Source organism: Parashewanella curva (genome assembly GCF_003675895.1).
Classification (GTDB): domain Bacteria; phylum Pseudomonadota; class Gammaproteobacteria; order Enterobacterales; family Shewanellaceae; genus Parashewanella; species Parashewanella curva.
Map to the genome: position 1 here is coordinate 1 of NZ_ML014836.1, position 13,633 is coordinate 13,633.

The 13,633-nt window shown below is 39.6% G+C and carries 13 protein-coding genes and 6 tRNA genes; 15 read left to right on the plus strand and 4 right to left on the minus strand.

Features of this window, described 5'->3' with window-relative positions; all coding sequences use genetic code 11:
* Positions 1-150: 150 nt before the first annotated feature.
* Positions 151-1,005 (minus strand): pyridoxal-phosphate dependent enzyme, encoded by an 855-nt coding sequence (locus D5018_RS18365; RefSeq protein ID WP_121840449.1) that lies wholly within the window; start codon positions 1,003-1,005, stop codon positions 151-153.
* 6 nt (positions 1,006-1,011) lie between these two features.
* Positions 1,012-1,671 carry a ribonuclease T gene (gene rnt, locus D5018_RS18370; protein WP_121840450.1) on the minus strand — a complete coding sequence of 220 codons (660 nt, stop codon included), beginning with the start codon at positions 1,669-1,671 and terminating at the stop codon, positions 1,012-1,014.
* A gap of 150 nt (positions 1,672-1,821) precedes the next feature.
* Here rnt and D5018_RS18375 point away from each other — a divergent pair, with 150 nt between their 5' ends.
* The 14 genes from D5018_RS18375 to D5018_RS18440 all read left to right on the plus strand — a co-directional run bounded on the left by D5018_RS18375 (position 1,822) and on the right by D5018_RS18440 (position 9,518).
* Complete coding sequence (locus D5018_RS18375) at positions 1,822-2,691, plus strand: flagellar protein MotY (RefSeq protein ID WP_121840451.1); 870 nt, start codon at positions 1,822-1,824, stop codon at positions 2,689-2,691.
* A gap of 780 nt (positions 2,692-3,471) precedes the next feature.
* The gene (gene ybgC / locus D5018_RS18380) at positions 3,472-3,870 is read left to right on the plus strand and encodes a tol-pal system-associated acyl-CoA thioesterase (protein WP_121840452.1); all 399 of its coding nucleotides are present in this window, start codon (positions 3,472-3,474) and stop codon (positions 3,868-3,870) included.
* Positions 3,860-4,549 (plus strand): protein TolQ, encoded by a 690-nt coding sequence (gene tolQ, locus D5018_RS18385; protein WP_121840453.1) that lies wholly within the window; start codon positions 3,860-3,862, stop codon positions 4,547-4,549. Before ybgC ends, tolQ begins: the two co-directional genes overlap by 11 nt.
* Positions 4,546-4,983, plus strand: a complete 438-nt coding sequence (gene tolR / locus D5018_RS18390; protein ID WP_121840454.1) for a protein TolR — start codon at positions 4,546-4,548, stop codon at positions 4,981-4,983. The genes tolQ and tolR overlap by 4 nt, the downstream gene beginning before the upstream one ends.
* A complete protein-coding gene (tolA, locus tag D5018_RS18395) occupies positions 4,984-5,922 on the plus strand; it encodes a cell envelope integrity protein TolA (RefSeq protein ID WP_121840455.1) in 939 nt (312 codons plus the stop codon).
* Positions 5,923-5,930: 8 nt separating this feature from the next.
* Positions 5,931-7,259, plus strand: coding sequence for a Tol-Pal system beta propeller repeat protein TolB (gene tolB / locus D5018_RS18400; RefSeq protein WP_121840456.1), 1,329 nt, complete (start codon positions 5,931-5,933; stop codon positions 7,257-7,259).
* 24 nt (positions 7,260-7,283) lie between these two features.
* Positions 7,284-7,811: a peptidoglycan-associated lipoprotein Pal gene (gene pal, locus D5018_RS18405; RefSeq protein ID WP_121840457.1), complete on the plus strand. Its 528-nt coding sequence runs from the start codon at positions 7,284-7,286 to the stop codon at positions 7,809-7,811.
* A 130-nt stretch (positions 7,812-7,941) separates the two neighbouring features.
* Positions 7,942-8,679 (plus strand): tol-pal system protein YbgF, encoded by a 738-nt coding sequence (gene ybgF, locus D5018_RS18410; RefSeq protein WP_121840458.1) that lies wholly within the window; start codon positions 7,942-7,944, stop codon positions 8,677-8,679.
* Positions 8,680-8,825: 146 nt separating this feature from the next.
* A tRNA-Lys gene (locus D5018_RS18415) sits at positions 8,826-8,901 on the plus strand.
* A gap of 50 nt (positions 8,902-8,951) precedes the next feature.
* Positions 8,952-9,027 (plus strand) — tRNA-Lys (locus tag D5018_RS18420).
* Positions 9,028-9,079: 52 nt separating this feature from the next.
* Positions 9,080-9,155, plus strand: a tRNA-Lys gene (locus D5018_RS18425).
* 52 nt (positions 9,156-9,207) lie between these two features.
* Positions 9,208-9,283 (plus strand) — tRNA-Lys (locus tag D5018_RS18430).
* Between the two features lie 52 nt (positions 9,284-9,335).
* Positions 9,336-9,411: transfer RNA gene (locus tag D5018_RS18435), tRNA-Lys, on the plus strand.
* 31 nt (positions 9,412-9,442) lie between these two features.
* Positions 9,443-9,518, plus strand: a tRNA-Lys gene (locus D5018_RS18440).
* 314 nt (positions 9,519-9,832) lie between these two features.
* On the opposite strand, the gene D5018_RS18445 is transcribed toward D5018_RS18440, so the two are convergent.
* The gene (locus D5018_RS18445) at positions 9,833-11,395 is read right to left on the minus strand and encodes a hypothetical protein (protein WP_121840459.1); all 1,563 of its coding nucleotides are present in this window, start codon (positions 11,393-11,395) and stop codon (positions 9,833-9,835) included.
* A gap of 417 nt (positions 11,396-11,812) precedes the next feature.
* Between D5018_RS18445 and D5018_RS18450 the strand changes: the two genes are divergently transcribed.
* Positions 11,813-12,211, plus strand: a complete 399-nt coding sequence (locus D5018_RS18450) for a hypothetical protein (protein WP_121840460.1) — start codon at positions 11,813-11,815, stop codon at positions 12,209-12,211.
* 28 nt (positions 12,212-12,239) lie between these two features.
* On the opposite strand, the gene D5018_RS18455 is transcribed toward D5018_RS18450, so the two are convergent.
* Positions 12,240-13,301 carry a 3-deoxy-7-phosphoheptulonate synthase gene (locus D5018_RS18455; RefSeq protein ID WP_121840461.1) on the minus strand — a complete coding sequence of 354 codons (1,062 nt, stop codon included), beginning with the start codon at positions 13,299-13,301 and terminating at the stop codon, positions 12,240-12,242.
* Positions 13,302-13,633: the final 332 nt, after the last annotated feature.

The following is a 13,633-nucleotide window of genomic DNA, read 5'->3' on the forward strand; positions in this document are numbered from 1 at the left end:
TGCTTTAGGAGCATAGAAGGTGCTGAAAACTTCTGTGCCATACGCAGTTACGTTTCGAGTTGCAGAAAGCAAAATATAACAGCTTCAACAGCGCTGAACTTGTTGTTCAGTGGGCATTTGCCAGATAATTTTGTTCAGTAGGCTGAATAGTTACCTTTTATCTTGCCAAAAAGGGTTATCACAATTCAAAGTTGCAGCAATAGAGGCACCACAAGCTGGTTCGGTTAAAATACGATGCTCATCCAGCAGAGTTTTACAACCAATGATGGCTTCCAAGTCAGTGACTGTATGAGGAGTGATGGGATATTGCTGAGTATATTTGAAAGCTTGAGTCGCAACTTGGGTTGCACCGAGTGAGGTTGCGATACTGGTAATATTGTTTATATCAACCTGCTCTCCAGCCTGACAAGCTTGAGTCAATGAGTCGGCACCATTAGTCTCAACGGCTAAAATAGGCGTGTTGGCCGCATTATTCCTTTTTAATCCTTCCACAACTCCGCATAATAAACCGCCCCCTCCAACAGAAAGCACAACAGCATCAGGTACTTGCCCTGCATCGAACACTTCATCAATGATTGTGGCGTGACCTTGCCAAATTTCAGGTGCATCAAACGGATGAATATATCGAATGTGATCAGAACAGGTTTGAATTGCGCTAGTATGTGCTTCCGCCCAGTTGCAGCCTTTTACTATGACGGTAGCCCCTTCGGCTTGAATTAAATCTATTGCTCGTTGTTTGGTGGTTTTAGGAACATAAACCGTTACAGGTATATTTAGTTGTCGCCCACAGTAGGCAACAGCTAGACCTGCATTACCACCAGAAGATGAAACAAAGCCTTTAGCTCCTTGCTTTGCATATTGCTGACAAATAAACCCAATACCTCTGGTTTTAAAAGAACCACTGGGTTGCATTGCATCCATTTTAAGCCAAACGTTTGCATTAAGCTTTTGCCCAAGTGACAATGATTGGATTAGTGGAGTGTTGATATGCAGAAGCTTTGTCATTGTAGGTTATGCTTCTTCTTGTTGTTGCTCAGGAACTTCTAATGGCCAGCCACCTAAGGCTTTCCACTTATTAACGATGTGGCAAAATAGTTCAGCAGTACGCTCAGTATCATACAAGGCTGAGTGAGCCTCTTTATTGTCAAAATCAATACCTGCATTTTCGCAAGCTTTAGCTAACACGGTATGACCTAAAGCTAAACCAGATAATGAAGCGGTATCAAAAGTAGCAAAAGGGTGAAAGGGTGAGCGTTTAATTTTGTTACGCTCGATAGCTTGGCTAACAAACCCATGATCAAATGCAGCATTGTGAGCCACAATAATAGAACGATGACACTCTGATGCCTTTTGCGCTTTCTTTACTTCTTTGACGATTTCTTTAAAGGCATCTTTTTCGTCTATAGCACCGCGAAGTGGGTTAGTTGGGTCAATTCCATTAAATTCAATGGCTGCTGGTTCAATGTTCGCACCCTCGAAAGGTTCAATATGGTAATGCAAGGTTTTATCAAGAACTAATTCACCCGAATCATCCATTTTTAACAGAGTAACGGCGATTTCGAGTAGGGCATCGGTTTTAGCATTAAAGCCCGCCGTTTCGACATCTATCACCACAGGAAAGAAGCCACGAAATCTATGTTTTAATTTATTTGGGTCGAAAGTTTCACTCATGTATTAACTCTGTAAGTATTTTTTTATCATCTATTGAAAGATTATCCTTGATTGGCGTCTCTGTGTCATTCATATCGGTACGGATTTTTTACTAAAGAAGATAAATTTTGAGCCGATAACATCAATGTAAATAGAAAAAGAGATTTAACTATGTGGCGAAAATTAACCATTGCTGGATTATTACTAGTACCGTTAACTTCAATGGCACAATTGCGTCATTTCGTAGCTAATTTGGATGAATCTCAATGGCGCGTAACTCAAAATAGTCCCATTGAGTGCCGATTGGAGCATCAGATCCCATTATATGGGAACGCCGTTTTTTCTAGTTACGCCTCTAAGAAAATCAACCTCGATTTTGAACTTGCCATGTGGCAAAAGCCAGAAAAGGTCACTAAAGCTCGATTAGTCAGTCGTGCTCCTCAATGGCGTCCTGGCAGGCCTGATATAGCTATTACTGAAATTACTTATCAAAGATATTTTAATGGTGAAGTTCCAAAGCCAGCGGCATGGTCGATGCTGAATGAATTAGCAAAAGGCATGCAGCCAACGTTTTACTATACCGATTGGTTTCGAGCTGAGCAGCAAGTAGCGGTAGGTTTGTCTGCTGCGAACTTTAGAAGAATGTACAACCAATTTAGACAATGTTTATCAAATTTATTGCCGTACTCTTTTGATGATATCGCATTTACAGTTTTGAACTTTAAATCAGGTGGTAAAGAGTTAACCGCTTATTCCTTGAAGCAAATGCAACGAGTTCAAGAATATCTTTCTTACGATCCTGAAGTTGAATTAGTTTTGGTCGATGCTTATACAGACAGCTATGGTTCAAGAAATGTTAACAAGCGAGTCTCGAATGAACGTGCTAATCAGATCAAAAAGTATCTGATGGAGCATGGTATTCAACAAAACCGTATTTTAACAACAGGTCATGGTGAAACTAAGCATCTGGTTGCAAATGATACTATTAGGGGAAGACAGCAAAACAGACGTGTTGTAATCCAGATAAGCAAAGGAGCATAAGCTCAAGTCAATTTCTTTCAGTGACTCTTGTGCAAGGAGTCACGATCGTTCTGGTATATCGGCAGCTTAGAGCTTTTCGAGTATGCTGCTCAATACTACCTCATTCCTACCAACAATAACTCAATTTTAGGCAAAAAAAAGCCCACTTAATTTAAGCGGGCAAAATGCACAATACAATCAACAAATAAAAGGTAGGAAGTCAACCTTAAGAACCAGGGAGTTCAACCGTGTTTTCACACCATTGATAATGTTCTTGTTTTCTCAACTGAACGAATCAGCACTTCCGGAAAACGAGGTCATTTTAGGCATAGTGTAGTAAATTAACAAGTAAGTTATTTTGGCTTTTATCATTAGAAAAACTAATATCACCATATGTTATCGTTAAGGAGTAAAAGCTCTTTATTCAACGCTTATTCATGGTTTTGAGTATTTTTGATGATTTTATTCATGTACTATGATTAATCTGTCATTATAAATGTTAATGTTTTGTGGGGTGTGTTATGGTCAGTTTTTCGGTGTCTATGCTTAAAATAATACAAAAAAATTAATTGTTTGTTTTTAGTCATAATTACGTTTACATAAGGTTACTATTTAAGTGATTTTTTCAGATTGATTGTCACACTAATTTAACCAAAGTTAATATTGCTTAGTTTCCTTCAAGCTAATTCATTAAATTTTACTCTTCAACAAGCTAAAATCGCTGCATTTAGATTCACAATTGTTGCAACTATGCGTTATAGTTGATGTTTGGAATTTTAGAAGCGTTAGTTAAAATCATTTATGTTTTGTTGGCCGATTTCTGTGTACTACGAAGATACCGACGCCGGTGGTGTAGTCTATCATTCAAATTATCTTAAGTTTTTCGAACGCGCTAGGACGGAATGGCTTAAACATATTGGGGTGCAGCAAACCCAATTGTTACAAAATGATATTGCATTCGTAGTGAAGCATTGTGAAATTGATTTTAAAATTGCAGCTAAATTTGAACAAAATCTCACAGTGGTGTCTAAGATTACTGACAATCGAAAAACTTCACTGACTTTTCATCAATCTCTCATCGATAATGACGGAAATTGTTATTGTGAAGCTAAGGTCGTAGTTGTGTGTGTCAGGTTAACTAAAATGAGACCAGCTGCGGTGCCACAATTTATTTTGCAGGAGTTAATAAGTGCAAGCTGATATTTCTTTTTTGGGGCTATTTTTAGAAGCCAGCCTTCTCGTTAAACTTGTAATGCTGACTTTATTAGCATTATCAGTACTGTCTTGGGCTGTTATTTTTCAGCGTCGTAAACTTATTTCAGCTGCACGTAGCCAATCTTTTCAGTTCGAAGACCGGTTCTGGTCAGGTGTTGATCTAAATAAACTTTACCAAGAATTAGCTGCTCGAAAAGAAAGCGTACACGGAATGGGTAGTTTATTCGTATCTGGGTTTAAAGAGTACTCGCGATTAAGTCAATTGAACGGTAATGTGCCAGAGGCTGTAATGGATGGCACTGGTAGAGCGATGCGCGTAACTCTGTCCCGTGAAATTGATGGACTTGAGTCAAACCTATCACTGTTGGCTACGATAGGCTCAACTAGCCCTTATATCGGATTGTTTGGTACGGTTTGGGGTATTATGAATTCGTTTATTGCTCTTGGTGCAGTTGAAAACGCTACTTTAGCAATGGTTGCTCCGGGTATTGCAGAAGCGCTTATCGCCACCGCAATGGGCCTATTTGCGGCTATTCCCGCTGTAATCGCTTATAACCGTTTTAGTACACATGTAGAAAAACTTGAAACGTCTTATATTAATTTTATGGAAGAGTTTTCTAATATTCTGCATCGTCAAGCTTATGCTAAGAAGGAGCAAGCTTGATGCAAGTGTATCAACGCAAACGCCGACGCCCAGTAGCAGAAATCAATGTAGTTCCATACATTGATGTAATGTTGGTGTTATTGATTATTTTTATGGTAACCGCTCCAATTGTGACCCAAGGCGTCAAAGTCGACCTACCTTCGGCGCAGTCAGAGCCATTGCCAGCAGAAGGGAAACCACCTTTAGTTGCATCAATCGACTCGGTAGGGGATTACTTTCTAAATGATGGTGATGGTCCTTCAAGTAAACCCAAAACCTTAGAGCAAATTAGTATTGAAGTCGCTGCCATTATACAGCTTGAGCCTGAGCGTCCTGTTGTCGTTAAAGCGGATAGGAATATACCGTATGATCGAGTTATCCAATTGATGGTGAGTTTACAAGCCGCAGGAGTGCCTTCTGTTGGATTGATGACTGAGTCGCCGGAGGAAAATTAGATGCAACAAAACTCTAATTTTTCTGTTCCTCTACTCATATCACTTATTATTCATGTTGGCGCGATAGCTGCTTTAGCAGTTAGTGTCGATTTTGATAAAAAACCGCCAGCGATGCCACAAGCTTCATCAGAGCCCAAACTTAAAGCTGTAGTGGTTGATTCAAAAGCTGTTGCACAAAAAGTGGCTGAAATCCGCAAGCAAAAGGCAGATGCAGCTAAAAAAGAGAGAGACCGCCAAGCGGAATTGCAGCGCAAATTGGATGCTGCACGTAAAGCTCGACAAAAAGAGCAGGATAGAATTAAAAAGCTTGAGCAACAGCGTAAACAAAAACAAGCAGAAGCCGCTAAGGCCTCTGCGGCTGCTCGTGCTGCTAAATTAAAAGAACAGCAAGAAAAACAAAAAGCGGCAGCTGCAGAAAAAGTGAGAAAGCAGAAAGAACTTGAGCAACGAGCTGCAGAAAAAGCAGCGAAGGCAGCCGCAATTAAGCGCAGAAAAGAAGAATTAGCTGCACAAAAAGCGGCTGAAGAACGTAAACGTAAAGAGGAAGAAGCTCGAAAGAAACGTGAAGCTGAAGCTGCGCGTAAAAAGCAAGAAGATGATTTAGCAAAAGCCTTGCAAGCGGAGCAAGCCGCTTTGAGTAAAACGCGTAGTCGTCAGGTGTTGAGTGAAGTTTCAAAATATAAAGCACTTATCACTCAAACTATTCAACGTAACTTGGTTGTGGATCCCTCGATGAACGGTAAAACCTGCCGAGTTAATATTCGTTTAGCCAAAGATGGTTTTGTAATTTCCAGTAAAACGATTGGTGGTGATAGTGTTGTCTGTCGAGCAACTAAGGCTGCCATCAATAAAGCTGGAAGGTTACCAGTTTCACCTGATGCGAATGTTTACGAACAAATGAAAAATATTAACTTAGAAGTATCACCTGAGTTCAATTGAGGAGTCTTATGAGAACCTTTGGGAAGTGGCTATTTGTTGTTGCCATTTTAATTACTAGTCCAGCTAGAGCTGCACTTGATATCGTTATCACAGAAGGTGTTGATGCCGCACGTCCTATTGCCATAATGCCATTTGTTTGGGAAGGGCAAGGGCAGATGCCACAGCAACTCTCAGAAGTCGTCATGTCTGATTTAAAGAGAAGTGGCACATTTTCACCGTTGAATGTCTTGTCATTACCTCAACAAGGGCTTTCTGATGTAGCAGATTTCAAAGGCCGTGATTGGTCTGGAGTTGACTCTGAAGCATTGCTAGTTGGTCATGTAAAACCTTATGGAAATGATCAGTACCAAGTTAAGTTTCAATTGATTGATTTGATCAAGTCACAGTTGCCTCAGCAAGGAGCTACCCCTTCACCTCAGAGTCTGCTACTTGATCAAAGTGAAGTATTGATTTCTGCTTCTCAGTTCAGATCGTATGCACATATGATCAGTAATCGAGTTTATGAAAAGCTGACAGGTATTAAAGGTGCTTTCTTAACTCGAATCGCTTACATCGTTGTAGATCGCAGCCAAGATAAACCATATCACCTAATGATTGCTGATTATGATGGCTACAACGAGACTATGTTGGTTAAATCAGATGAGCCTTTAATGTCTCCAGTTTGGTCACCGAATGGAAGAAAGTTGGCGTATGTGACATTTGAAAATAGGAAGTCGCAAATTGTCATTCAAGATATTTTTACTCAACAACGTCAAGTTGTTACTAATTACCCGGGAATCAACGGTGCCCCAGCCTGGTCACCTGACGGTAAAACGTTAGCTATTACGCTTTCGAAAGATGGTCAACCTGACATTTATTTACTTGATATTGCAACGAAACACTTGCGAAGATTAACAAATCATTATTCAATTGATACAGAGCCTTCTTGGTTTCCAGATGGTAAATCTATTGTTTTCACCTCAGAACGTGGCGGGCGTCCTCAAATTTACCAAATGAATATACAATCTGGTAAAGTAAGACGTTTAACTTTTGATGGTGAGTGGAATTTAGGTGGCTCTGTAACACCTGATGGTAAAGCGATTGTATTTGTAAATAGAACAAATAACCGTTTTCATATTGCAAGAATGGATTTAGATACTCGATTTTTGCAAATTTTAACCTCAACGACATTAGACGAATCGCCAAGTATTGCGCCTAATGGTACTATGGTTATATATGGTACAGTGTACCAAGGAAAGCAAGTATTAGCCGCCGTTTCTATGGATGGTCGCTTTAAAGCAAGATTGCCAGCTGGTCAGGGGGAAGTGAAGTCTCCGTCCTGGTCACCATTTTTATAAATAAACTTTGAAAAGGAACAGATAATGGATCTGAATAAGTTGTTAAAAGCTATGTTAGTAGCGCTTCCTGTATTAGCAATCAGTGCTTGTAGCTCTACTTCAACAGAGTCTACTCAGGGTAATGGTTCAAACGGTACAGAAGTTAGCAATGGTGGTGTTGAAACTGGCAGTGCAACCGTGATCAAAACTCCAGAAGAAATCAGAGCAGAAAAAGAAGCTGAATTACGTAAAGACAACGTTATTTACTTCGACTTCGACAACAGTCAAATTAAAGCTGCTTTCGCAGAAAACCTTCGTGCACACGGTAACTACCTACTTGAGCACCCAAATGTAAAAGTAATGATCGAAGGTCACACTGATGAGCGCGGTACTCCAGAGTACAACATCGCACTTGGTGAGCGTCGTGCTAAAGCCGTACAGAAGTTCCTACAAAACATGGGTGTACAGGCGAGTCAAATGACAGTTGTTAGTTATGGTGAAGAAAAGCCTGCTAACCCAGGTCACACTGAAGCAGCATTTGCACAAAACCGTCGTGCAGTTCTAGTTTACTAAAAGACTTTTGTTTTCGTCACTCCTGTGAGAGTTGAAGTCTAGTGACTTTTATAGTGAAAAAGGCTCTGGATACTTGATTAGGTATGACAAGATGTACAAAAGTTTACTCTTCAGTTAATGGAGTGACAGAATGAAAAAAACCGTCTTAGCCACGGTAGTTTTCCTTGGAGTGGGCGCAGCGCAAGCTGCGCCCACTCCAGTAGTGGATCTCGCTGGTGGTTCTCAAAATGATAGAGTCTCTCGTCTTGAGCGAATAATCAAAGCCAAACAGCAGGCTGAATTTGAGCTTCAGCAACGCGTAGATACTCTGCAACAAGAAGTACAAGATTTACGAGGTTTGAATGAGCAGCAAGCCTATCAAATTGAGCAAATTTTACAGCGTCAGCGCCAGTTGTTTGATGAATTAGCTAAAGTGCAATCACAGCCAGTGCAATTACCTGTATCAGATAAAGCTAATACAGAGGTTGCAGATGCTGCATCAACAACAGGTAGTTTGTCTGAAACTGATAGTTATCAGCGTGCCGTTAATTTGGTTCTGAAAGAACGAAAGTACGACGCTGCTATTCCTGCCTTTAAAGACTTTATCAAAAAATACCCTAACTCTAATTTCTCAGATAATGCTAATTATTGGTTAGGCCAGCTTCAGTTTAATAAAGGTGACTTAAAAAGTGCCAAAGTTGCATTTCAAACTGTAGTGAATAAGTTTGAAAAGTCAGGTAAGCGAGCAGATAGCCTTATCAAGCTTGGTAAAATTGCTGAGAAGCAAAATGATAAAAAGTTAGCTAAACGATATTACCAACGAGTTTTGAATGAGTATCCACAAAGTTCAGAAGCTCGAATTGCTAAGCAAAATATCGCTGCCTTATAAAAACTGAGCGATAAATCACTAAATTTTGGGCGCTTAGGCTGTTTTTCAGCCAAACGAAAAAAAATCGTGTTCTTGCACTTGCATGAGAAATGGAAAACGGTATTATAGGCGCCCTCAGCACGGCACGGTCGGGTTGAGATAAGAGTGGGTCGTTAGCTCAGTCGGTAGAGCAGTTGGCTTTTAACCAATTGGTCGAAGGTTCGAATCCTTCACGACCCACCACTTCTTAATCTTTTATTTAAGAGCGGGAAGTAAAACATAAACAATTCGATGGGTCGTTAGCTCAGTCGGTAGAGCAGTTGGCTTTTAACCAATTGGTCGAAGGTTCGAATCCTTCACGACCCACCACTTCTTAAACTCTTTCAGTTAAGAGCAGGAAGTAAAACATAAACAATTTGATGGGTCGTTAGCTCAGTCGGTAGAGCAGTTGGCTTTTAACCAATTGGTCGAAGGTTCGAATCCTTCACGACCCACCACTTCTTAAACTCTTTCAGTTAAGAGCAGGAAGTAAAACATAAACAATTTGATGGGTCGTTAGCTCAGTCGGTAGAGCAGTTGGCTTTTAACCAATTGGTCGAAGGTTCGAATCCTTCACGACCCACCACTTCTTAAACTCTTTTATTTAAGAGCGGGAAGTAAAACATGAACAATTTGATGGGTCGTTAGCTCAGTCGGTAGAGCAGTTGGCTTTTAACCAATTGGTCGAAGGTTCGAATCCTTCACGACCCACCATTTCTTCCATTAAGAAGTATAAAAATCAAATGGGTCGTTAGCTCAGTCGGTAGAGCAGTTGGCTTTTAACCAATTGGTCGAAGGTTCGAATCCTTCACGACCCACCACTTCTTTAGATTATCAAGTAAATCAATCACCAGATAAGTCGTTAGCTCAGTCACTTTCTCATAAAAAGAGTGCAGTTGGCTTTTAACCAATTAATCTATTCTTCGAAGGTTCGAATCCTTCACGACCCACCACTTCTTAGATTCTCAAGTAAATCAATCACCAGATAAGTCGTTAGCTCAGTCGCTTTCTCATAAAAAGAGTGCAGTTGGCTTTTAACCAATTAATCTACTCTTCGAAGGTTCGGATCCTTTGTGACCCAATCGCCCACTAAAGCATTACTCATTAAATGTTTCTTACGATTATGTTCCCTGTTTTAACTAGGCCAATTTATGCATCTATACAAGCTACAGGGCAATGGGTGCAAGTGGGGCTCATTTAAAAATGTCATTACTGAATCTCGAAATTCAGGAATAATCAATTTTTGTATTTCTTCGTAATACACGAGTTCATGTTCTTTTTTATAACCCTCAGACCAAGTGAAGTAACGATTTGCTTTAATTATCCCTGCGATTTTAGGAGACACGCATTGAAGTATCGTTTGGAGAGCTAAGTAATCATCAATATCTAAATGTTTTCTTAATTGCTCTTGATTTGGCTTTGTCATCAAAGCATTTGGTACTAAATGTTTTGGCTTGAAACTACGAGTGGGGTGACAAATAAGAATATTATTTTCGGTAGAGTGCTTTGATTTTACCGCGTCAGGTTCAGGTTCACACAAAGAAGTATCGTCTAGAGGGGCAGCTAAAAAAATAAGTGAATGGGATATGTCAGCTAGCTTAACGGTAGTTAAAGGTGGTTGAAATTCACCATTATCGGTTGTGCAAACGATTAATGAACGGCTAGAAATATTTCCTAGGGCTATATTTTTATCATGTAAAGCTTCCAAATCGCGTAAGAAACATTTGAATATAACTATTGAACCACAACTTTCTCCTCTTGATACATAACGTTTAAACAATGATAAGGGCATGTCCTCTACTTTGTAGTACATTGCGTGACGCGAAAGTATAACTGCAGTGACAATTGATGGGTATATACTCAGCTCACACAACAAAAGCTGAAACATTTTATTGTTACTTATACCATGAGACTTTTGCCTGTCGAACTCCGTTGGTTTTTCTTCCACAATTACACCTAGGTTTGTGGGTGTAAACTCCAGAGGTACTTTTGTAAGTAGGCATGATGAAAGGCGAGTCTCTCTATTTTTATCAGATACAGCAATTAATTTAAACGCTGATATCGCAGCAAGCAGTTCTTGTTTAGTTCTTCCTACATGATTACAAAACGCAGTTTCATATCTATATATTTCTGTTTCTCTTGTTTTGATTCCTTTTTCCCACTCAGTAAAGGCTTTATTGTCTTTTTTTTGTAAAATAAACTGACTTTGATTGAATTTGTCAGCGTCACAATTGTCACACTTTTCTTCACTTGCTACTGATGGATTTAAATAGAAAGTAGTATCTTGGAATCGGACTTTTGCATAGCCTGAAAAATTGGGTGTAGGGTGGCGAGCTTGTAATAGGTGGAACCAAAAACCGTCTAATATTATTCTTTTTGAATGACAAAGCTCACTACTTTTTGGTGCTTTCAATATATATTGTCTAACGCAGAAGTTCTTTTTCCACTCAAGTACCGCGCTGTCTAATCGAGAATCTTTATAATCAAAGACTTGCCCGAAGTAGCTTGTGGTAACAGGGGATATTTTACCGCCAGATGATTGCTTATACAGTGGGGCTTCTAAAGCTATGAGATAAACTTTCAATCCCGATGGTGTGCTCAGATGTAAGCTAAGTTGGTTTGAATCAGAAAGTATAAGAGCGCTTGCTCCATCAAGAAGTGTTTGGTGAATATCATTAGAGGTTTGGATGGTTGTCATGGCTCTCCCTTGTTCGACCTAAAAACATCAGTTTAACGCTCAATAAGTCAATATCTATCTGAATTAGCTACAACTTCATCATTTTCATCAATCACCGAATGGGTGAAGCACTCTACGCTCACAAGCTTGCAAAAATGTCCGCTAGCAGCGTTGTAACTTTTGCAAGTAGAGCAACTGCTTGCTGCAAGCTACGCCTTGCTAGCAATCAATTTTTCTACGCTTGAGAACGTAGCCAACTGATGTTTTTAGGTTCAAAAATTGAATTCGCATAGTACCTTCATATTGTTTTTTTCTAAATTTCAGGTGGTTCTGAGCTATTTCTTATTTGAATAAGTAGCAGCATGTGTAAAGATAAGGGAAAAGTAGATAGCTTAAAATAATATGCTGCAATATTGAGGTTTCTAAGGGGAGATAATTATGAGAAAAATTTTTTTAGTTCTCGTGTGTTTGTCACAATTTGCCTGCAATGCTGATTTGGCTTCAAATCCCAATTCAAATTCAAATATTCAAGTTTATATCAATGATGGATCTAAGCAATGTGTTGGCGGAGGCTTAAGGGTTAAGCAAACGGCCGAAAAATTGTCGAAAGATGGAGTAAAAGTAATTTCATCAAGTTGTGGCTTGATTAACGGTATGATGGTCATTGCTCAATGTGGGGCATCAACACTCAACATTAACGTTCATACCATAGCCGAATCGGATTTAAATAAAGCCTTACAACTTGGTTTTAAACCATTAGCAGATTTGAAGGATGGAATGATAACAACAGATTGCCCTGCACAAAAACCAATTAAAGGAGCAGAGGCATCATTTTAATAAAGATTGATGCCTTATAAGCTCGGTTTTAAGCTAATTTTTCTTGGCGGGTACGACTTGCTTTGGCTAGCTTTTGGAGCAATAGCTTTGTATCCTCCCAATGTAAGCAAGCGTCGGTAATACTTTTTCCGTATACAAGGGGGTGATCAGGAATGACTTTCTGATTTCCTTCTTCAATAAAGCTTTCAGCCATAATTCCTGCAATTGCCTTGCTACCACTTTCTAGTTGGGCAATGATGTCATCGGCAACATCTAGCTGCTTTTTATGCTGTTTTTGGCTATTTCCGTGGCTAAAATCAATGACCATACGTTGGAATAAACCAACATCTTCTAAGCCTTGCCTTGCTTTTTCAATGTCTTCAGCAAAATAGTTTGGCTTCTCGCCACCACGTAAAATGATATGACCGTATGGATTACCAGAGGTTCTTAGTACCGCCATTGCACCATCTTTATCTGGTGAGTAGAAAATATGTGGCACTTGCGCTGCACGGACAGCATCTACAGCAATTTGGATACTGCCGTTTGTACCGTTTTTGAAACCAACAGGACAAGAAAGAGCAGAAGCCATTTCCCTATGAATTTGGCTCTCAGTTGTGCGAGCACCAATGGCTCCCCAAGTGATCAAGTCAGCAATGTACTGACCATTTACCATGTCTAAAAACTCAGTGGCAATTGGTAGGTTTAGCTCTGTAATTTGTTGTAATAGGTGACGAGCTTTTCTTAACCCTTTATTTGGACTAAAGCTACCATCTAAATCCGGATCTGAGATCAGTCCTTTCCAGCCAACAATAGTGCGCGGTTTTTCAAAATAGACTCGCATTACGATGCAAAGATCTTGTTTTAACTCATGATGTAGAACTGCAAGTCGTTTTGCATAGTCCAAAGCCGCATCGGTATCATGAATCGAGCATGGACCGACAATCACTAATAAGCGTTGATCTTTTCCTTCAATAATGGCTTCTACTTCTTTACGTTGTTGAAGCAAGTACTCAGCTGCATGAGTCGTTAGCGGATACTCTGATGCTAACTGTGCAGGTGAAATAACCTTACAAAGTAATGAGGTTCGTAATTCGTCGGTTTTGATGGTCATTAATAATCCACTTGAAAAAACAGCTTAATAGCAAAACTTAGCGAATTATATCTAAACAAAGAATTAAGCACAGCGAAAATTTTAATAAAACTGGGATAGATGAAGAAATATTGATGCACTCGAAAAATTGAACGATTAAGTTTTCATATTAAAGCAATACAAATTTGAGCCGGTTTAGTCAGTATGAATTTAACAATATATTTATTGCATATTCCCGCCTAACGTGATCAAGAATTCCTGCCCATCGTGATCACTATTTCTTGCCTAACTGTGATCAAGTATTCTTGTTTTGTCGTGAACGATTTTTAGCCACTTCAGGAATTACCGATCAC